The 17538-nt window shown below is 69.8% G+C and carries 21 protein-coding genes and 1 pseudogene; 10 read left to right on the plus strand and 12 right to left on the minus strand.

Annotated elements, in window-relative coordinates; all coding sequences use genetic code 11:
- Positions 1-45: 45 nt before the first annotated feature.
- Entirely contained in the window at positions 46-699 is a 654-nt protein-coding gene (locus ACJ512_RS17735) for a class I SAM-dependent methyltransferase (RefSeq protein WP_407686545.1), read from the minus strand.
- Positions 700-745: 46 nt separating this feature from the next.
- On the opposite strand from ACJ512_RS17735, the gene ACJ512_RS17740 reads away from it, so the two are divergent.
- The 3 genes and pseudogenes from ACJ512_RS17740 (at position 746) to ACJ512_RS17750 (ending at position 3579) form a co-directional block, all read left to right on the plus strand.
- The gene (locus ACJ512_RS17740) at positions 746-1324 is read left to right on the plus strand and encodes a helix-turn-helix domain-containing protein (RefSeq protein WP_407686546.1); all 579 of its coding nucleotides are present in this window, start codon (positions 746-748) and stop codon (positions 1322-1324) included.
- Positions 1325-1411: 87 nt separating this feature from the next.
- Positions 1412-2276: pseudogene (locus tag ACJ512_RS17745) on the plus strand (cytochrome P450); the annotation flags it as partial.
- 115 nt (positions 2277-2391) lie between these two features.
- A complete protein-coding gene (locus ACJ512_RS17750; protein ID WP_407686547.1) occupies positions 2392-3579 on the plus strand; it encodes a phosphatidylserine decarboxylase in 1188 nt (395 codons plus the stop codon).
- Here ACJ512_RS17750 and ACJ512_RS17755 read toward each other — a convergent pair whose 3' ends face one another.
- The 4 genes from ACJ512_RS17755 to cobC are packed head-to-tail and all read right to left on the minus strand — an operon-like array spanning position 3580 to position 7614.
- Entirely contained in the window at positions 3580-4692 is a 1113-nt protein-coding gene (locus ACJ512_RS17755; protein ID WP_407686548.1) for a bifunctional RNase H/acid phosphatase, read from the minus strand.
- A complete protein-coding gene (locus ACJ512_RS17760) occupies positions 4689-5426 on the minus strand; it encodes a zinc ribbon domain-containing protein (RefSeq protein WP_407686549.1) in 738 nt (245 codons plus the stop codon). Before ACJ512_RS17760 ends, ACJ512_RS17755 begins: the two co-directional genes overlap by 4 nt.
- Positions 5423-6571, minus strand: coding sequence for a Nif3-like dinuclear metal center hexameric protein (locus ACJ512_RS17765; RefSeq protein ID WP_407686550.1), 1149 nt, complete (start codon positions 6569-6571; stop codon positions 5423-5425). Before ACJ512_RS17765 ends, ACJ512_RS17760 begins: the two co-directional genes overlap by 4 nt.
- Positions 6568-7614 (minus strand): Rv2231c family pyridoxal phosphate-dependent protein CobC, encoded by a 1047-nt coding sequence (gene cobC / locus ACJ512_RS17770; RefSeq protein WP_461479781.1) that lies wholly within the window; start codon positions 7612-7614, stop codon positions 6568-6570. The genes ACJ512_RS17765 and cobC overlap by 4 nt, the downstream gene beginning before the upstream one ends.
- A gap of 72 nt (positions 7615-7686) precedes the next feature.
- On the opposite strand from cobC, the gene ACJ512_RS17775 reads away from it, so the two are divergent.
- Genes ACJ512_RS17775 through ACJ512_RS17785 form a run of 3 tightly spaced genes read left to right on the plus strand, consistent with a single transcriptional unit; the run spans position 7687 to position 9654 of the window.
- Complete coding sequence (locus ACJ512_RS17775) at positions 7687-8334, plus strand: HAD-IA family hydrolase (protein ID WP_407689758.1); 648 nt, start codon at positions 7687-7689, stop codon at positions 8332-8334.
- Positions 8335-8389: 55 nt separating this feature from the next.
- A complete protein-coding gene (locus ACJ512_RS17780; RefSeq protein WP_461480133.1) occupies positions 8390-8824 on the plus strand; it encodes a low molecular weight protein-tyrosine-phosphatase in 435 nt (144 codons plus the stop codon).
- On the plus strand, positions 8824-9654 hold the full coding sequence (locus tag ACJ512_RS17785) for an SURF1 family cytochrome oxidase biogenesis protein (RefSeq protein ID WP_407689756.1): 831 nt from the start codon (positions 8824-8826) through the stop codon (positions 9652-9654). The genes ACJ512_RS17780 and ACJ512_RS17785 overlap by 1 nt, the downstream gene beginning before the upstream one ends.
- On the opposite strand, the gene ACJ512_RS17790 is transcribed toward ACJ512_RS17785, so the two are convergent.
- Genes ACJ512_RS17790 through ACJ512_RS17810 form a run of 5 tightly spaced genes read right to left on the minus strand, consistent with a single transcriptional unit; the run spans position 9636 to position 12573 of the window.
- Positions 9636-10574 (minus strand): cobalamin biosynthesis protein, encoded by a 939-nt coding sequence (locus ACJ512_RS17790; protein WP_461479782.1) that lies wholly within the window; start codon positions 10572-10574, stop codon positions 9636-9638. The genes ACJ512_RS17785 and ACJ512_RS17790 overlap by 19 nt on opposite strands.
- Positions 10575-10593: 19 nt before the next feature.
- Positions 10594-11031 (minus strand): type II toxin-antitoxin system VapC family toxin, encoded by a 438-nt coding sequence (locus ACJ512_RS17795; protein WP_407689550.1) that lies wholly within the window; start codon positions 11029-11031, stop codon positions 10594-10596.
- Positions 11028-11270 carry a type II toxin-antitoxin system VapB family antitoxin gene (locus ACJ512_RS17800; protein ID WP_407689549.1) on the minus strand — a complete coding sequence of 81 codons (243 nt, stop codon included), beginning with the start codon at positions 11268-11270 and terminating at the stop codon, positions 11028-11030. The genes ACJ512_RS17795 and ACJ512_RS17800 overlap by 4 nt, the downstream gene beginning before the upstream one ends.
- Before the next feature lie 57 nt (positions 11271-11327).
- Positions 11328-12446 (minus strand): epoxide hydrolase family protein, encoded by a 1119-nt coding sequence (locus ACJ512_RS17805; protein WP_407689552.1) that lies wholly within the window; start codon positions 12444-12446, stop codon positions 11328-11330.
- Positions 12447-12450: 4 nt separating this feature from the next.
- Positions 12451-12573 carry a hypothetical protein gene (locus ACJ512_RS17810; protein ID WP_407689548.1) on the minus strand — a complete coding sequence of 41 codons (123 nt, stop codon included), beginning with the start codon at positions 12571-12573 and terminating at the stop codon, positions 12451-12453.
- A gap of 574 nt (positions 12574-13147) precedes the next feature.
- Here ACJ512_RS17810 and ACJ512_RS17815 point away from each other — a divergent pair.
- From ACJ512_RS17815 to ACJ512_RS17825, 3 genes are all read left to right on the plus strand, one after another.
- On the plus strand, positions 13148-14338 hold the full coding sequence (locus ACJ512_RS17815; RefSeq protein WP_407689547.1) for a Fic family protein: 1191 nt from the start codon (positions 13148-13150) through the stop codon (positions 14336-14338).
- Positions 14339-14666: 328 nt separating this feature from the next.
- Complete coding sequence (locus ACJ512_RS17820) at positions 14667-14858, plus strand: hypothetical protein (protein WP_407689546.1); 192 nt, start codon at positions 14667-14669, stop codon at positions 14856-14858.
- 6 nt (positions 14859-14864) lie between these two features.
- Positions 14865-15278, plus strand: a complete 414-nt coding sequence (locus ACJ512_RS17825; RefSeq protein WP_407689545.1) for a hypothetical protein — start codon at positions 14865-14867, stop codon at positions 15276-15278.
- A gap of 547 nt (positions 15279-15825) precedes the next feature.
- On the opposite strand, the gene ACJ512_RS17830 is transcribed toward ACJ512_RS17825, so the two are convergent.
- Positions 15826-16350 carry a hypothetical protein gene (locus ACJ512_RS17830; protein ID WP_407689544.1) on the minus strand — a complete coding sequence of 175 codons (525 nt, stop codon included), beginning with the start codon at positions 16348-16350 and terminating at the stop codon, positions 15826-15828.
- Between the two features lie 242 nt (positions 16351-16592).
- Positions 16593-16820, minus strand: a complete 228-nt coding sequence (locus tag ACJ512_RS17835; protein ID WP_461479783.1) for a hypothetical protein — start codon at positions 16818-16820, stop codon at positions 16593-16595.
- Between the two features lie 82 nt (positions 16821-16902).
- Here ACJ512_RS17835 and ACJ512_RS17840 point away from each other — a divergent pair, with 82 nt between their 5' ends.
- On the plus strand, positions 16903-17529 hold the full coding sequence (locus ACJ512_RS17840) for a hypothetical protein (RefSeq protein ID WP_407689734.1): 627 nt from the start codon (positions 16903-16905) through the stop codon (positions 17527-17529).
- Positions 17530-17538 lie beyond the last annotated feature (9 nt).

The following is a 17538-nucleotide window of genomic DNA, read 5'->3' on the forward strand; positions in this document are numbered from 1 at the left end:
CGGTACCCGCTGCGCAATCCCGGGGCCAGCAACCGCCGCCCCGGCCTATGCGGCTTTGCGCAGCACCATGACGTTGTCGACCAGGTTCGCCGGCTGCCCGTCCGGCCCGATCGTCTCCCGCTCGACCTGCTCGGTCCGCAGCCGCGTCCAGCTCGCGTCCAGCTGCAACGACGCCAGCACCTCCTCGATTCCGGGAAACCGGTGCAGGTGCTGTTTGGCCCAGGGCGGGGCTTCGCCGTGGTCGACGATCAGCAGCACCCCGCCGGGCGCGACGTGCTCGGCCGCCCGCCGCAGCACCGCCTCGCGGTCCAGTCGCGCGGGTGAGTGCAGATATTGCGCCGACACCAGGTCGAACGCCCCGTCCGGGAAGCTCTCGTTGAGGTCGTGGCACTGGAATTCGATGCGGTCCAGTAGGTTTCGCTGAGATGCCGCCTCGGCCGCGCGTTGCAGCGCGGTGTCGGAGACGTCGACGGCCACCACCTTCCAGCCGCGTTCGGCGAGCCACAGCGCGTCGGCGCCCTCGCCGCTGCCGAGGTCCAGGGCCCGACCCGGTGGCAGGTCGGCCGCCGCCGCGGCGAGTTGGGCGTTGACGCGCCCACTCCACGTCCGCCCAGACGAGCCGTAGCGCTCTTCCCAGAACTGGCGTGCGTCGTCGGGTCCGTCGTCGTCGCGTGAGTGGGAGTCGTGTGAGTGGGACATGATCCGAGCTTGCCGTCGCCCCGTGTTTTTGCCAAGCTGGTTTGCCATGCAGGCAAATCCGGACGACGGGTCGTTCGATGTCCGGGTGCGCCGGCGCCTGCGGCAGCTGCGCCTGCAGCGCGGCATGACGCTGGAGGACGTGAGCGCGGGGGCCGGGATCGACGTCTCGACGCTGAGCCGTCTGGAGTCGGGGAAGCGCCGGCTGGCGCTGGATCACCTGCCGCGCCTGGCCGAGGCCCTCTCGGTGAGCACCGACGAGTTGTTGCAGGCGTCCCATGCGCCCGACCCCCGGGTGCGTGGTCCCGCCTTCACCCGGCACGGCGTCACCTACTGGCCGCTGACCCGCCAGGGTCCGGCCGGCGGACTGCACGCGTTCAAGGTCCGCATGGGCGCCCGGCGGCGCACCCCACCCGCCGCGTTGCCCGTCCACGAGGGCCGGGACTGGATGTATGTGCTGGCCGGGCGGATGCGGCTGCAACTCGACGACCGCGACTTCGTCATCGAGCCCGGGCAGGCCGTCGAGTTCAGCACCTGGACGCCGCACTGGTTCGGCGCCGTCGACGGACCGGTGGAGGCCATCGTGATCTTCGGGCCCCACGGGGAACGGCTGCACCTGCACAGTTGACGGTCGACCATTGCCCAGCGACAACCTTGGTGCCAGGCTGACCAGGAATCGTAGCGCGCAAGCCGCGCTGGTTTAGAGCGCGGTTAGCGCATCAAGTTGGTGGATGAGGTGAACGAGATGATCGACGCATTCGCCGAACGGGGCGAATGCGACTTTCATGCCGAGTTCGCCGTGCCGCTTCCGTGCACGGTGTTCCTGCAGCTGCTCGGGCTCCCGCTGGAGGGCCTGGACAAGTTCCTCGAGTGGAAGGACGGCATCATCCGCCCGGAGGGCGCCCGCAACTACGAGCAGCACGGGGTCGCGGCGGCGTCCGCGGCCGAGCACGTCTACGAGTACTTCGAGCGTGCCATCCACGACCACATCGCCCACCCGCGCGACGACGTGCTGTCCGCGATGATCGCGGCCGACGTGGAGGGGCATCCCCTGTCACGCGAAGAGCTGCTCGACATCTGCTTCCTGTTCCTGATCGCGGGCCTGGACACGGTGACCGACTCCCTCGGCTGCTTCTTCGTCTACCTGGCCCGCCACCCCGAGTACCGCCACCAGCTGGTCGAGCAGCCCGACGTGCTGCCCGGCGCCATCGAGGAGCTGTTGCGCTGGGAGACACCGGTGCCGGGGGTCGTTCGCGTGGCCATGGCCGATGTCGAGGTGGGCGGCTGCCCGATCACCAAGGGGGAACGGGTCAGCCCGCTCTTGGGCGCCGCGAACACCGACCCGGCGGAGTTTCCCGATCCCGAGCTGGTGGACTTCCGCCGCAACCCGAACCGGCACCGGCGCGTTCGGCGGCGGCCCGCACCGCTGCCTGGGCTCGCACCTGGCCCGCATGGAGCTGCGGGTCGCGCTGCGCGAATTCCACCGGCGCATACCGGATTACGAGATCCGCCCCGGCTTCGAGCTCGCCGCCGACGCCGCACGCAACTGCCCCGAGGGCGCGATCACCATGTCGCCCTGAGGCGGTGGGCGTCACCGGCGTCGGCGCAGGTTAACGCCGCCTCCGATTGAGTCGGCAGCCCGCGGGTACCTTCCCCTGGTCGCACGCACGCCGCTCCCGGAGGAGGACCAGTCACATGGGTGACCACCCCGACCCGATCGTCGACAAGCTGAGGGCGACCCTCGAGAAGGAACGGGGTCTGACCGAGCGGCTCGAGGGCTCGCTGCGGCGGGCCCGGGAATCGGCCCGGGCGGAGCTTCGCGAGGAGCTGTTCGACGCGCTGGACTGGCCGGAGACCGTCTCCCAGTACGAGGACTACCTGACCGGATTCAACCGCTGGGTCCCCCAGCAGACCGACGACAAGGCCTGGCAGAGCCAGCGGCCCGGGGAGCGCAACGCCAAGGAAGTCAGCGACCGGATGGCGCATTTCTACTTCCTGGTCGACCAGGAGGTCGACGGTGAAGCCCCGCAGACCTGCGCCGCGTTCCGGGAGTGGATGACCGAATTCGCCCGTCAATGGGGCGATTTCCTGGACACCACGGAGTCGTTCAGCGCCAAGATTCTGCAGGAGTTCATGGAGCAGGCACCGGAGTACCGCATCTGGGAATCACTGGTCGACGGCGTGCCCAACATGCCCAGCGGCTGGCTCACGTTCAACCAGTTCATGGCCCGCGAGCTCAACGACGGCCTGCGACCGATCACCGAGCCCGGGGACAACCTGGTCGTCACCTCACCGGCCGACTGCATCTTCATGCACCACTACGACATCGATGCCGACTCGAAGATACCGGCCATCACGGTCAAGAACACGCACAAGTACGGCGACATCAAGCGACTCCTGGAAGGCAGCGAATACGCCGAGAGCTTCGCCGGCGGGACGTTCGTGCATTACGAGCTGCCGCCGTCGGCTTACCACCGCTATCACCTGCCGGTGGCGGGACAGGTGCGGGAGTCGTTCAAGGTCAGCGGGAAGGTCTTCATGGAGGTCGGCCTCGAGGACCACGGGTTCAAGCCCAGCGACAGCGCCACCAGCGGATTCGAATTCACCCAGAACCGCGGGGTCGTCACCGTCGACACCGCCGAATCCGGCTGCGGCGACATCGGAGTCGTCGCGGTCGTCCCGGTCGGCATGGCGCACGTGTCGTCGGTGACGCTGACGGCCGCCCAGGGATCGCATTGCCCCAAGGGCGACCAGTTCGGCTACTTCCAGTTCGGCGGCTCCGACATCATCATCCTGTTCCAGCAGGGGTTCGACCCGCAGGTGGACCGCAGCAAGGACTTCCGCCTCGTCGGCTCGCCCGCGGCGCGGTTGCGCCGCGCCTGATCACAGGTAGGCGGTCTGGTTCACCAGACGCACCGACGAGCCTCCGTCGGAATAGAATTCGGCGATGCTCAGCGACGCCAGGTCGAGGTGCAGCCGGTACAGGATCCCGGGCCCCGCGTCCAGGGCCAGCCGCAGCAGCATCTTGATCGGGGTCACGTGCGAGACCACCAGCACGGTGTCCCCTTCGTGCGCGGCGACGATCCGCCCCCGCGCCCGCGCCGCCCGGTCGAGCACGGCCTCGAAGCTCTCCCCGCCCGGCGGGCTGGTGCCGGTGTCCTGCAGCCAGCGCCGGTGTAGCTCCGAATCACGCTGCGCCGCTTCGGAAAACGTCAAACCCTCCCAGTCCCCGAAGTCGGTTTCGACGAGGTCGTCGTCGACGGTCACGTCCAGGCCCAGCGCCTTGGCCGCCGTCGCCGCGGTGTCGTAGGCCCGCTGCAGCGGCGAGGAGAACACCGCCGCGATCCCGCCGCGCTGCGCCAGGTACCGCGCGGCGGCCCCGGCCTGGCGCCGGCCCACCTCGGTCAGGCCCGGATTGCCGCGCCCCGAATAACGGCGCTGCACCGACAGCTCGGTCTGGCCGTGCCGCAGCAGCAGGAACCTGGTCGGCGTGCCGCGCGCGCCGGTCCATCGCGGTGCGCTCGGGGCCCGGGCCCCCGGCTCGGGGGCTTTCGCCGGCTCGGTGGTTTTCGCCGGCTCGGCGGCCGGCGGGTCCGATGCCCCGTCCATCGCCTCGTTGGCCAATCGGTCGGCGTGCGCGTTGCGCTCCCGCGGCACCCAGGTGTACCGGACCCGGTCGAACCTCGACGCCAGCGCGCGGGCCTCGGCGTGCAGTTCCTTGAGGTCCGGATGCTTGACCTTCCACCGGCCCGACATCTGCTCCACGAGCAGCTTGGAGTCCAGGAAGACGGTGGCCTCGGTGGCACCCAGTTCCAGGGCGTCCGCCAAACCCGCGATCAGGCCCCGGTATTCGGCGACGTTGTTGGTCGCGCGGCCGATCGCCCGTTTGGCCTCGGCCAGCACGGTGGAACGATCCTCGCTGAGCACCACCGCGCCATATCCGGCCGGGCCTGGGTTGCCACGCGACCCGCCGTCGGCCTCGATGACGACCTTCACTGCTCGATTCCCTTGACCCGCAGCAGGATCGCCCCGCACTCCGGGCAGCGCACCAATTCGTCCTCGGGGGCGGCCGAGATGCGCGCCATCTCGCCGCGGTCGATCTCGAGACGGCATGCACCGCAGCGCCGTCCGAGCAGCGGTCCCGCACCCGGCCCGCCCCCGGCGCGCTGCCGCTCGTAGAGCGCGGACAGGGCGGGGTCCAGCGCCGCGGTCAGCTCGTCGCGGCGCGACGCATGAGCCCGGCGGGCCGCGTCGATCTCGGCGCGCGCGGCGTCGAGGGCCTGCTCGGCGCCGGCCAGCTCGGTTTGCAGCGCTTCCGCCGCCGTCGTCTCGGCGTCCAGCTGCGCCTGCAGCTCCTCGCGGCGCTCCATCACCTCCAGCAGCGAATCCTCCAGGCTCGCCTGCCGGCGTTCCAGGGTCTCGAGCTCGTGCTGCAGATCGGACAGCTGCTTGGCGTCCGTGGCCCCCGAGGCCAGCAGCGAGCGGTCCCGGTCCTCCCGCTGCCGCACCGAGTCGACTTCCGCTTCGAGCCGGGCCACCTGCGTGTCCACGTCTTCCAGCGCGATCGTGACCGCGGCGGCCCGGTCCCGGGCGGCGTCCCGTTCGGCCTGCATCCGCTGGCATTCCTCCTGCTCCGGCAGGTGGGTGGACCGGTGGGCGAGCCGAGACAGCTCGGCGTCCAGCTTCGACAACTCGAGCAGCGAAAGTTGCTGTGCTACTTCGGCTTTCATGGCTCATTCCTCCCGGCCTCGTCGCCAAGATGCCCCAGGTTCCAGGGGTCGGTGCGAATGCCGCACACCCGCACCTGCAGCGCGTCGCCGAACCGCGAGCGCAACAGGCCCGCGGCCTGGTCGCACCAGGGGAACTCACTGGCCCAGTGCGCCACGTCGATCAGGGCCACCCCCGAGGCCCGGCGGTGTTCGTCGGCCGGATGGTGCCGCAGGTCGGCCGTGACGTAGGCCTGCACGCCGGCGCCCGCCGCGGCGGCCAGCAGCGAGTCCCCGGCACCGCCGCAGACGGCCACCCGCGACACGGCCAGGTCGGGGTCACCCGCGGCACGCACCCCCCAGGAGGTCTGCGGCAGCGCGTCGCCGACGCGAGCAACCAAGCGCCGCAGCGATTCCGGCTGCGGTAGCGCGCACACCCGGCCCAGCCCGGTGTCGCCCGGCAAGGGCTCGAGGGCGAATATGTCGAACGCCGGCTCCTCGTACGGGTGGGCGGCGCGCATCGCGGCCCAGACGCCGCCCCGCAGTCGCGCCGGGGCGATCACCTCGACCCGGTCCTCGGCGACCCGCTCGACGGCGCCGACGCTGCCGATCGCGGGCGAGGCACCCTCGTGCGGCAGGAACTGCCCGATGCCGCCGACGCTCCAGCTGCAGTGCGAATAGTCGCCGATGTGACCCGCGCCGGCCCCGAACACGGCCGCCTGTACCGCCTCGGCGTTCTCGCGCGGCACATAGATGACCCACTTGTCCAGATCGGCGCGGGCGGCCACCGGCTCGAGCACGGATTCGACGGTCAGGCCGAGGGCGTCGGCCAGCGCGTCGGACACCCCCGGCGATGCCGAGTCGGCGTTGGTGTGGGCGGTGAACAGGGAACGCCCGGTCCGGATCAGGCGGTGCACCAGCGCACCTTTCGGCGTGCTCGCCGCCACCGTGTCGACCCCGCGCAGCAGCAGCGGGTGGTGCGCCAGCAGCAGGCCGCCCGCGGGCACTTCGTCGACGACGGCGGGCGTGGCGTCCACCGCGACGGTCACCGACTCCAGCGCGTCGCCGGGGTCGCCGCACACCAGCCCCACCGAATCCCAGGATTGGGCCAGCCGTGGCGGGTAGGCCTCGTCGAGCACGTCGATGACGTCGGCCAGTCGCACGCTCACCGATAATCCCCGTTCGTCGTCGCCTCCGAGATGGCCTGAACCAGCAGCGGCCACTCGCGGCGCACCGCCGCCCGCAGATAACGCTCGTCCAAGCCGGCAAATGTATCACAGCGGCGGATAGCAATCCCCTTGTCTCTCAGAGCTTCTCGCACTCGGACACCATCCGGGTGGCGGAACAGCACGAACGGCCCCCGACCGGGGAACACCTCGGCACCCACCGCTTGCAGACCGGCCGCCATGTCGGCGCGGCACCCCGCCAGCCGGACCGCTCCGGCCGCCGCGTCGGCGACCGCCGCCGGGTCGCAGCAGGCCGCGATGGCCGTCAGCTGCAAGGTTCCCACCGGCCAGTGTGCCCGCTGCGCGGTCAGCCGCGCCAACAGCCCCGGCGCGCCGAGCGCGTAGCCCACCCGCAGCCCGGCCAGCGCCCACGTCTTGGTCAGGCTGCGCAGCACCAGCACGTCGGGCAGCGATTCGCGGGCCAGCGACTCCGGCTCACCGGGCACCGCGTCGGCGAACGCCTCGTCGACCACCAGAACCCGCCCGGGCCGGCGCCAGGCCAGCAGCTGCTCGCGGGTGTGCAGCACCGCGGTCGGGTTGGTCGGATTGCCCACCACGACCAGGTCGGCGTCCTCCGGCGGCCGCACGCCGTCCAGGCCGAACGGCGGCTCGAGCACGAGGTGGCGCACCGGCACCCCGGCCGCGGTCAACGCCGCCGCCGGCTCGGTGAACGACGGCGCGACGACCACCGCCCGGGCCGGGCGCAGGTTGCTCAACAGCGCGAAGCCCTCCGCCGCGCCGGCCAGCGGCAGGACCTCGTCGCGGGCGCGGCCGTGCCGGCGGGCCGCCGCCTCCTGCGCGCGGCGCACGTCGTCGACGCCGGGATAGCGCGCCAGGTCACCCAGCCGCTCGGCCAGCCGGCGCATCAGCCACTCCGGCGGCCGCGCGTCGCGGACGTTGACGGCGAAGTCGAGCATCCCGGGAGCAACGGCCTGGTCACCGTGGTAGCGCGCCGGCGCAGGCGGGCTCGGCTGCAGACTCGCCATCCGTGAAACACTAGTGGGCCGTCGGGGGCTGGCCGCAGCAACGTCAGGGACAATGGTCTGGTGACACGCAGCATGTTGACGGCGCAGCTGGTGATCTTCGACCTCGACGGCACGCTGACCGACTCCGCGGAGGGGATCGTGGCCAGCTTCCGCCACGCCCTGGAACGGGTCGGCGCGACGGTGCCCGACGGTGACCTGATCGCCCGGCTCGTGGGCCCGCCGATGCACGCCACGCTGCGCACGCTGGGCCTCGGCGAGGACACCGAGGAGGCGATCGCGGCCTACTACAGCGACTACACCGCGCGGGGCTGGGCGATGAACAGGCTGTTCGACGGCATCGAGCCGCTGCTGGCCGACCTGGGCGCCGCCGGCGTCCGGATGGCCGTGGCCACCTCCAAGGCCGAGCCGACGGCCCGGCGCGTCCTCGCCCATTTCGGGCTCGACGGGTACTTCGAGGTGATCGCCGGAGCCGGCACCGACGGCTCGCGCAGCACCAAGGCCGACGTGCTGGCCCACGCGCTGGCACAGCTCGCGCCGCTGCCCGAGCGGGTGCTCATGGTCGGCGACCGCAGCCACGACGTCGTCGGGGCGGCCGAACACGGCATCGACACCGTGGTGGTCGGCTGGGGCTACGGGCGGGCCGACTTCCCCGACGGGCTCGGCGAGAACGCCACGCACGCCGCCACGGTCGCCGACCTGCGGAGGGTGCTCGGTGTCTGATCGCGAGCCGCTGCACGTCACGTTCGTCTGTACCGGCAACATCTGCCGCTCGGTGATGGCCGAGAAGATGTTCGCCGACCAACTGCGGCGCCGCGGCCTGGGCGACGCGGTGCGGGTGAGCAGCGCGGGCACCGGCGACTGGCACGTCGGCAGCGGCGCCGACGCGCGGGCGGCCCGCGTCCTGCGCGACCACGGCATCCCCACCGACCACCGCGCCGCCCAGGTCGGCGCCGACCACCTCGCGGCCGACCTGGTGGTGGCCATGAGCCGCAACCACCTGCGGATGCTGCAACACCTGGGCGTCGACCCGCAGCGGCTACGGATGCTGCGGGCGTTCGATCCGCGCTCGGGGGCCCACACGCCCGACGTCGAGGATCCCTACTACGGCGAACACGAGGACTTCGAGGCGGTTTACACCGTCATCGCGGCCGCCCTGCCCGGCCTGCACGACTGGGTCGACGACCGACTCGAGCGGAACGGAACGGGCTGATGCGCCGCCTGGCGTTCCTGCTGCGGCCGGGCTGGATAGCGCTGGCTTTGGTGGTCATCGCCTTCACCTACCTGTGTTTCACCGTGCTCGCGCCGTGGCAGCTGGGCAAGAACAGCAGGACGACCCGGGAGAACCACCAGATCGAGCAGTCCCTCAACACCGCCCCGGTGCCTTTGAGAACACTTCTGCCGCAGCAGGATTCGTCGGCACCCGATGCGCAGTGGCGCAGGGTGACGGCGACCGGGCACTATCTGGCCGACGTTCGGGTGCTGGCCCGACTGCGCGTCGTCGAGGGCGATCCCGCGTTCGAGGTGCTCGCACCGTTCGCCGTCGACGACGGGCCCACCGTACTGGTCGACCGCGGCTACGTGCGGCCCGAGCAGGGTTCGCACGTGCCCCCGATCCCCCCGGCCCCGCAGCAGACCGTGACCATCACGGCACGGCTGCGCGACTCCGAACCGGCCGCCCAGGACAAGGCGCCGTTCCTCAAAGACGGCTTCGAGCAGGTGTATTCGATCAACACCGAACAGGTCGCGACGCTGACCAGGGTTCCGCTGGCCGGCTCGTACCTGCAGCTGGTCGAGGACCAGCCCGGCGGGCTGGGCGTCGTCGGCATTCCGCACCTGGACGCCGGACCGTTCCTGTCCTACGGCATCCAGTGGATCTCGTTCGGCATCCTCGCACCGATCGGCCTGGGCTACTTCGTCTACGCCGAGCTCCGGGCCCGCCGCCGGGAGAAGCAGGCGCAGACGCCGCCGGCCGGCGCGGCCCCGCCGCCCCCGCAGACCGTCGAGGAGAAGCTCGCCGACCGCTACGGCCGCCGCGGGTAGGACAATCCGGCCGCCAGCAGCGCGGCCACCGCCTGCACCACCGCCGACAACGCCACCGCGCGGCGCAGGTCGGCCACGCCCGGCGTCCGGCCGTCGCCGAGGGTGGGCCGCAGCTCCAGCTCGTGGCGGTAGCGGGTGGGCCCGCCGAGCCGCACCCCCAGCGCCCCGGCGAAGGCCGCCTCGACCACGCCGGCGTTGGGGCTGGGATGTGCGGCGGCGTCGCGGCGCCAGGCCCGCACCGCACCCGCGGGCGATCCACCCACCAGCGGCGCGCACGCCACCACCAGGGCGGCGGTCGCGCGCGCCGCGCCGTAGTTGGCCGCGTCGTCCAATCTGGCTGCGGCCCAGCCGAACCGGGCGTAGCGCGGCGAGCGGTAGCCGATCATCGAGTCCAGGGTGTTGATGCCGCGGTAGACCAGCACCGCGGGCATACCGCCGGCGGCCGCCCACAACAGCGGCGCCACCGCGGCGTCGGAGGTGTTCTCCGCGACCGACTCCAGCGCCGCGCGCGTCAGGCCCGCGCGGTCCAGCGCCGCCGGATCGCGCCCGCACAGCGACGGCAGCAGCCGCCGCGCGGCGTCGATGTCGCCGCGCTCCAGCAGCCGCGACATGTCCCGGCCGGTGCGCGCCAGCGACGTGCCGCCCAGCGCGACCCAGGTGGCCGCCGCGGTGGCCGCGCTCGACCCCAGCCGGCCGCCGCGGTCGCCGGCCCCGCCCGCGGCCGCGCCCAGCGCGCCCAGGCCGGCCACCAGCAGGCCCACGTGCACGGCACCGGCGATCCTGCTGTCGCGGTAGGTGACCCGCTCCAACCGGGCCGCTGCGCGGCCGTACAGCGCGACGGGATGACCCCGCTTCGGGTCGCCCAGCGCGACGTCGGCCAGGTAGCCGGCCAGCACGCCTGCACTGCGGGTCATCCGCATGTGGCGAGGGTTTCTGCCGTTAGCCAACCAACGGGTTCCTCACCACGACTGCGGAGCCGAACCTGCCGAAATCTCGATCAGCGGACCATAATTCGCGCACGCCGTGCGCCGCGCACAATGCCGCTATGTGCGCGTCGTGCACCATCGAGCCGATGACCTTCCCGGCAGCGAGCATCGTCTTGAGCCGTTCCCAGTAGCCCGCGGGCTCGCCGAGCACGGACAGGGAAGGCGATTCCAGCCACGCATCGACTTGTGCGATGGCTTGACTCTGCGCACTCGGCGGGCTGTAGATCTTCGGGTGTGTGCTTATCGCGAAGAATTCGTGCAGGCATGGCCAGGGAACCGCCCATGCGGATTTGCCTTCGGCAAGGGTCTTGATACGTGCGGACGCGGCCGAGTGAAACTCGGAGTCCCGCCGATGGGCATAGACCAAGATATTGGTGTCGACGGCGATCATGCCGGGTTGGCGTAGATCTCGTCGCGGATTTTCTCCCACGAGGCGCCGCGGAACGCCGGCTGCAAGCCCTGCCCGTCGACGCTGGCGTCGGTGAGTACGAAAGACTCGGCGCCGGAGCGCTGCTTGATCACCGCGCGCAGGCCGCTCTCGATCAACTCCCGCAAAGTCGTCTGCTCCCGGCGGGCGAGTTGTTGCGCCTCGCGTAACAGCTCGTCCGGGAGATTCACGGTGGTCTTCATATGGCTGACCTTATCAGTTCAGCCATACAGCCATATCCCGTGGGGCACCGGGGCCGCTCAGCGCACGGTGGCGAAGAATGCGCGCACGTCCTCGACGAACAGCTCCGGCTGCTCGAAGGCAGCGAAGTGCCCGCCGCGCGGCATGGCCGTCCAGTGCGTGATGTTGTAGGCCGGCTCGCACCACGACCGCGGCGGCTTCATCAGCTCGCCCGGGAAAGCCGCGACGCCCGTGGGCAATTCGACCCTGTCCTGCTGCCCCCACACCCTGAAGCTCTCCCAGTACAGGCGGGCCGAGGAGGTGGCCGTGCCGGTCACCCAGTACACCATCACGTTGTCGAGCAACTCGTCGCGGCTCAGCACGTTCTCCGGGTTGCCGTCGCAATCCATCCAGGCCCAGAACTTCTCGACGATCCACGCCAGTTGGCCCACCGGCGAATCGACCAGCCCGTAGCCCAGCGTCTGCGGCCGGGTGGACTGCTGCTTGGAGTAGCCGGTCCCCCACTTGCGGTGCTCGGCGAGCGCGGCCAGGGCCCGCTGTTCGGCTTCGGTCGGGTTCTTCAGCGCTTCGGGGGTCGGGCGCCCGATCGGCATGTTCAGGTGGATGGCCGCGCAGTGTCCTCGGTTGCGGCCGATCTGGGCGGTGACGGCCGCGCCCCAGTCGCCGCCCTGCGCGCCGTACCGCTCGTAGCCGAGGCGGCCCATGAGCGTCTCCCACGCCTGCGCGATCCGCTCGACGCCCCACCCGGTGCGGGTGGGCTTCCCGGAGAACCCGTAGCCCGGAAGTGACGGGCACACAACGTGAAACGCGTCCTCGGCGCGCCCGGAGGCCGGGTTGGTCAACGGCCCGATCACCTTCTGGAACTCCACGATCGAGCCGGGCCAGCCGTGCGTGATCAGCAGCGGGAACGCGTCCTGGTGAGGTGAGCGCTGATGGATGAAATGGATGCCCAGGCCGTCGATTTCGGTGGTGAAGTGGTCGAAGCGGTTCAGCGCGGCCTCGCGGGAGCGCCAGTCGTATTCGCCGGCCCAGTAGTCGGCCAGCGCGCGGGTGTAGCCCAGCGGGATGCCCTGACTCCAGTCGTCCACACATTCGGCCTCGGGCCAGCGGGTGCGGGCAAGACGCGAGCTCAGGTCGCGGAGAACGTCGTCGGGAACGTCGATGCGGAACGGCCGCACCGTGTCACCAGTCGTCATCGTCGGAGCGCGGCCGGTGGCCGGCCTCCCCGCCGGCCCGCTCGAGGTCGCCGACGCGGCGGTCGGCCTCGGCGATCAGCGTCCGGACCATGTCCATCAGTTCCCGCATGTCGGCGCGCAGCGCGTCGACCGCGCGTACAGTTCGGCCTTGCTCGCCGGCTGCCGATCCTGGGACAGCGGCCGCACGGGCGACGCCGTCCGGCCCGCACCCGCACCCGCACTCTGAAAATCCGGATGCTCGTCCACGTCCCCGAGACTGCCACATCGGTCGCGGCGACGCCGCGTCAATCCGCGTGGGCGCGGACGGTATCGAACCGCCGACCGCTGGTGTGTAAAACCGAGCCGGACGGTCTACGACGTTCCGCAGAGTGCGACGATGTCTGCAAATGCCCAGCTCAGCGGCTGCTTGATTTCCGCCCTGTCCCCGCCGTGTCGGGCCGTGTCGGCCTGTCTTGGCACACTCTTGGCACAACGGGGGTTTTGGTCGCCAGGCGATACGACGCCAGCCAAGACGCCTTTCGGAAGCCGCAAGTGATGCCGTTGGTCACCCGTCGCGCTGAGGCAATGAGGTCGGCCCAAGTCGCAGCCCGACGATGCAGTCGCCGTGTCGACGCCGCGGAGAAGTGGGTGCAACGACGACATTTACACCCACTTATATATCTAACTGGGTGTAAGGTCGTGGGATGGGCCCGCTTACCGGCACCGCGGTCAAGTACGAGACGCTGCCTTGGGACGTCTCGCCCGCGGCAGCATATGTGCGCGCGGCGCAACAACAGCAGGGCAACTACCAGGCGGCGATCAGCGCCAACATCGCCGACCTGACCGTGAACCTGCCGTCCGACGTGCTCGCCGACGCCGGGGACGCCAGCCGCGAGGTCACCCGGTTCGACGCTGAGCTCGGCGGCGAGATCGCGCCGTTCTCGTCGGTCCTGTTGCGAACCGAGTCCGCAGCCAGTTCAAACATCGAGAACCTGACGGCATCGGCGCGGGCCATTGCCGAGGCCGAGCTGCCGGGGGCCAAGACAACCGCCAACGCCAAGGTCATTGTCGCCAACACCGCAGCGATGGTCGCCGCGATCAGCCTTGCGGACAACATCGACGCTGACGCGATCCTGGCGATGCACCAGGCGCTGATGCGCGACGTCGACCCGAAGTCCGCCGGCCGGTGGCGTGACGAGCAAGTCTGGATCGGCGGGGGCACCCATGGTCCGCGCGGCGCCATGTTCGTGCCACCGCACCACAGCCGCGTCGTAGCAGCCATCGATGACTTGCTCCGCTTCGCGCAGCGCGACGACATTCCGGCGCTAGCGCAAATCGCGTTGGCGCACGCGCAGTTCGAGACGATCCACCCCTTCACCGACGGCAATGGTCGCGCAGGCCGGGCACTGATTCAGGCGATGTTGCGCCGCAAAGGGTTGACGCGAAACGTCACAGTCCCGGTATCGGCTGGGCTACTGACCGACACCGACTCCTACTTCGCCGCGCTGACCGCCTACCGCGAGGGCGACCAGGCCCCGATTGTCCGCCGCCTGTCGCAGGCCGCTGTCGCGGCGGTCTTCAACGCTCGTGAGCTGGTCAGTGAATTGCACGCCATGCGCGCGGAGTGGAATGACAAGATCACCGCACGCAGCGACTCCGCCGTGTGGCAGATCGCCAATCTTCTACTGCGCCGCCCGGTCATCAACACGGCACTGCTGGCCGAGGAGTTGGACATCGACTCGAAGCACGCGCGCCGGTACCTCGAACCCTTGTCGGAGGCAGGCATCATCATCGAAACCAGCTCGGGCCCACGCAGCCGCGTCTGGCGCTCGCCAGAGGTCATTGCCGCACTCGATGCCTTTGCCGAACGCGCGCGCCGGGGCGGGCTGAGATGATGGAGGGCAATAGATGGCTCCCCTGGGTTGGACAAGCCGACTGCGTCGTCTGGCTATCGCTGGGTTATGAGCCACGAACCGTGAATTTTTCCATGTCCGCCTGATCTCAAAAGCGCGGTTCAACGTGGGTTAGCCATCCCACGAATCGCGCGCTGTCGCACTGATTTGAGCCGGTTTCACGGCGTTTTGCTCCCAAATCTGGCGGCCAGGAGGCTGCCCAGCAGATCCCCGGCGCAAGCGGTGTCGTTCGTAACGATGCGAATCAGCGACCACCAGCAACAGGCAACGAACTATGCAGTCGGAGTAATCACGGATTGCAGCTCAGCTAATGCAGATCACACGGATCACCGCACGCAACTTCCGCAACCTCGACCGTATCGACATCCATCTGATTCCTGGCGCCGTGGTCGTCGGCGAGAACCGCTCGGCCAAGAGCAATCTGGTCCATGACCGCTTGCATGCGTGCTGGCTGCTAACGCTGGCTGGCTGGCGGCGCTCAGAAGTGCTCGGCCTGGCGTAGTCAGCGGTGGACTTCGACGCCGGGACCGTCGGCGTCGCCCAGGGCCGCGTTGTCGTGCGCGGTGCGGGCACCACGACCGGCGCACCGAAGTCCGAACGCTTGCGGCGCACACTGCCAATGCCCGCCGACGTCATGGCTGCGTTGCGGACACTGAACGCGGATCAGAAGCGCGAAAGGCTGGCGCTCGGCCCGACATGGATAGACACGGGGCTCATTGCGGTCAACGAGAACGGCTCTCCGATTCGGCCCGAAACCTACTCGAAGGCATTCCGGCACCACTGCTCAGCCGCGGGCGTGCCGGTGATCCGGTTGCCCGAACGCACCCCGGCGACAGCCGGTGCCCCCTCCGGGCAACGCAAGGCCCGCCGGCCGATCATGCTTTCTGTGTCGTCGGCGGCGCTCGGCGCAACGAATGAATGAGTGTCACATCGCCTGTGTACGGTTTTTTCATGGCATCGGTTGTGATTAGGGACTCGGATCTCGGGTCACGGTGCCTGCCGACCGCGACCGCCGCCCCGCCAGACGATCGCCCGAAGTATCGATCGAGAATGCGCGAGCCGCATAATCCTGCTGTACGACCGACGCTTGTTCGGGAAGTGATCAGCCGGATAGTCGCCGTGCTTCAGGTAGTAGACGCCGGCCGGATCGACAGTTGCGTTCCACCCTCCCTTCTTGGTGACAGTGACGAGCCGCCGGTTCTGCAAGGATTTTGCAGTCGTCTTATATGTGGAGTCGGTCCAACGACCGTCAGGGCAACCGTCACAGATCCAACGGAGAACATCCAGCTGTCGGGTATTGAGCGGAGTACCAAGTGCCACAAGGCATTCCACCACTTACCGAGCGGTGGTGTCGACACGACGAAGAACTCCATGAACTCCAGGGCATGCGAACGCCGCGCACCTGACAGAACGAACGAACCCCCGGTGGCCGTACTGGGCTGCCGAGGGCTATTCGTTGGTCGGACGACTCATTGCCCGGCTGGCGCTAATGGCTGCTCTAGCCAATTGATTTCCGCAGATTTCGCGGCGCCTTCACCTGAGGCCAGCAAACCCTGCTCGGTTCCCTCGTGCAAGCGCCGCGCGAAATAGGCCGTATCGTCTTCGTAGTCAACCTCGACGGCGGAATCGGCTCGGACGAACACATCCTTCTCTGCGTCGGGTGGCCCGTCCCAGCCGTTCCAGCCGTGTCCGTCAGCTACCTCGCGGATGTGCTGGCGGTCGCCGCCCAACCGCTCGGTGACGGGACCGACCAAGACGTACTCCTTCGGATCGAAGAACCGGTTTTTCCCGTCTGCGAAGTGGACCGTGGTCGTCTCGGGCATGAATCCCGGCCCGCCGCCGTGCGGCATCAACGTCGTCTGTGGCCGTTTCCCGACGAGGTTCCATTCGGAGTCGTCGTCCTCCAACGCCTTGAGCAGGTAGGGCGGCGCCTCCGTGGTTTCCCGCCAGACAGCTTGGCGTTGCCGTGTTTCCGCGGGCGGTTGGAAGGCCATTATCTGATGTTGTCTCACCCGAATCCGCGAGCCGGGTCCTTCCGTTTCGGCCTGCCAGCCGGCGGAGGAACTGACGCGCGAGGCATCTCCGGTTTGTCGCCCTCGTGGGGGATGACCGTGGTCCCCTTCGGCCAGATTTTCCCCTTAGACACCACGGTTCCGTCGGCACGCTTCTCGGGTTCCTCGGTGACGTTGTCGCTGTCGGTGCCGTGCAGCAGGGTCCAATAGGGCATGGTTGCCGCCTACCGGGCGTGGTGGCGTCCGCCACCGTCGTCGGGGTCGTCCACCCACTCCGCCGGTGTGGGGAACGGCTGCGCCCACTCTTTGAGGTAGGCGGCGATCGCGGGCACGTGTTCGGGGGCATTCAGGTTGAGCACCACGGGGTAGCGATCCGGCGTTGACGATGAGTAGCTCGTCAGCTGGTCGTAGCTGGTTTGGTGCTTGCGGTGCCGGGGCGGCACGGTGATCACGTCGTTGTAGGCGACGGCCCCCCCGGTAGGTGTCTCTGGCTGGAGTCTTGCGGGAGGGCCGTCTGTGCGCTTGGGAGGCGCAGTGGTCACGGTAGAGGCGGATGTCGATCTAGTCGAGCGCAGGTTGGCAGCGGGTGAGCTGCGGTGCCCGGCATGCAGTGGGGTGTTGGCGGGTTGGGGGCGGGCCAGGCCGCGACTGCTGCGCGGTGCGGATGGGCCGGTGTGGTTGTGTCCTCGCCGGTCGCGCTGCACCGACTGCCGCGTCACCCACGTGTTGTTGCCGGTGACGGCGTTGCTGCGGCGCGCCGACGTGGGTGCGGTGGTCGTGTCCGCGTTGGTGGCCAAGGCCGTGCGCCGGGTGGGGTTTCGCCGGATCGCGGCCGAGTTGGCCTGTCCGGCGGAGACGGTGCGGGGCTGGCTGCGTCGCTTCGGTGAGCGGGCCGAGGCGGTGCGGTCGGTGTTCACGGTGTGGCTGCGCGCGGTGGATGCCGATCCGGTGATGCCTGAGGCGACCGGCAGCGGGTTGGCCGACGCGATGACAGCGATCGTCGCGCTGGCGGCGGCCATCGGGCGCCGGTTCGTGCTGTCCGAGGTGTCGCTGGCCGAGACCGCGGTGGCGGTGTCGGGTGGGCGATTGTTGACACCGGGCTGGCCCGGCCCGGCAGCGCAACACGAACCGACCCTGCCGCCGACGCCGATCACCCCGTAAACCTGTGCG

Source organism: Mycobacterium cajalii, from assembly GCF_045809005.2.
Lineage (GTDB): Bacteria > Actinomycetota > Actinomycetes > Mycobacteriales > Mycobacteriaceae > Mycobacterium.

Bases quoted from the DNA above. Each gene is read 5' to 3' on its own strand.
- ACJ512_RS17735 (WP_407686545.1), bottom strand. From the start codon at position 699: ATGTCCCACTCACACGACTCCCACTCACGCGACGACGACGGACCCGAC.
- ACJ512_RS17740 (WP_407686546.1), top strand. From the start codon at position 746: ATGCAGGCAAATCCGGACGACGGGTCGTTCGATGTCCGGGTGCGCCGG.
- ACJ512_RS17750 (WP_407686547.1), top strand. From the start codon at position 2,392: ATGGGTGACCACCCCGACCCGATCGTCGACAAGCTGAGGGCGACCCTC.
- ACJ512_RS17760 (WP_407686549.1), bottom strand. From the start codon at position 5,426: ATGAAAGCCGAAGTAGCACAGCAACTTTCGCTGCTCGAGTTGTCGAAG.
- cobC (WP_461479781.1), bottom strand. From the start codon at position 7,614: ATGGCGAGTCTGCAGCCGAGCCCGCCTGCGCCGGCGCGCTACCACGGT.
- ACJ512_RS17775 (WP_407689758.1), top strand. From the start codon at position 7,687: ATGTTGACGGCGCAGCTGGTGATCTTCGACCTCGACGGCACGCTGACC.
- ACJ512_RS17780 (WP_461480133.1), top strand. From the start codon at position 8,390: ATGGCCGAGAAGATGTTCGCCGACCAACTGCGGCGCCGCGGCCTGGGC.
- ACJ512_RS17785 (WP_407689756.1), top strand. From the start codon at position 8,824: ATGCGCCGCCTGGCGTTCCTGCTGCGGCCGGGCTGGATAGCGCTGGCT.
- ACJ512_RS17790 (WP_461479782.1), bottom strand. From the start codon at position 10,574: ATGCGGATGACCCGCAGTGCAGGCGTGCTGGCCGGCTACCTGGCCGAC.
- ACJ512_RS17795 (WP_407689550.1), bottom strand. From the start codon at position 11,031: ATGATCGCCGTCGACACCAATATCTTGGTCTATGCCCATCGGCGGGAC.
- ACJ512_RS17800 (WP_407689549.1), bottom strand. From the start codon at position 11,270: ATGAAGACCACCGTGAATCTCCCGGACGAGCTGTTACGCGAGGCGCAA.
- ACJ512_RS17810 (WP_407689548.1), bottom strand. From the start codon at position 12,573: ATGCGGGAACTGATGGACATGGTCCGGACGCTGATCGCCGAGGCCGAC.
- ACJ512_RS17815 (WP_407689547.1), top strand. From the start codon at position 13,148: ATGGGCCCGCTTACCGGCACCGCGGTCAAGTACGAGACGCTGCCTTGG.
- ACJ512_RS17820 (WP_407689546.1), top strand. From the start codon at position 14,667: ATGCAGATCACACGGATCACCGCACGCAACTTCCGCAACCTCGACCGT.
- ACJ512_RS17830 (WP_407689544.1), bottom strand. From the start codon at position 16,350: ATGGCCTTCCAACCGCCCGCGGAAACACGGCAACGCCAAGCTGTCTGG.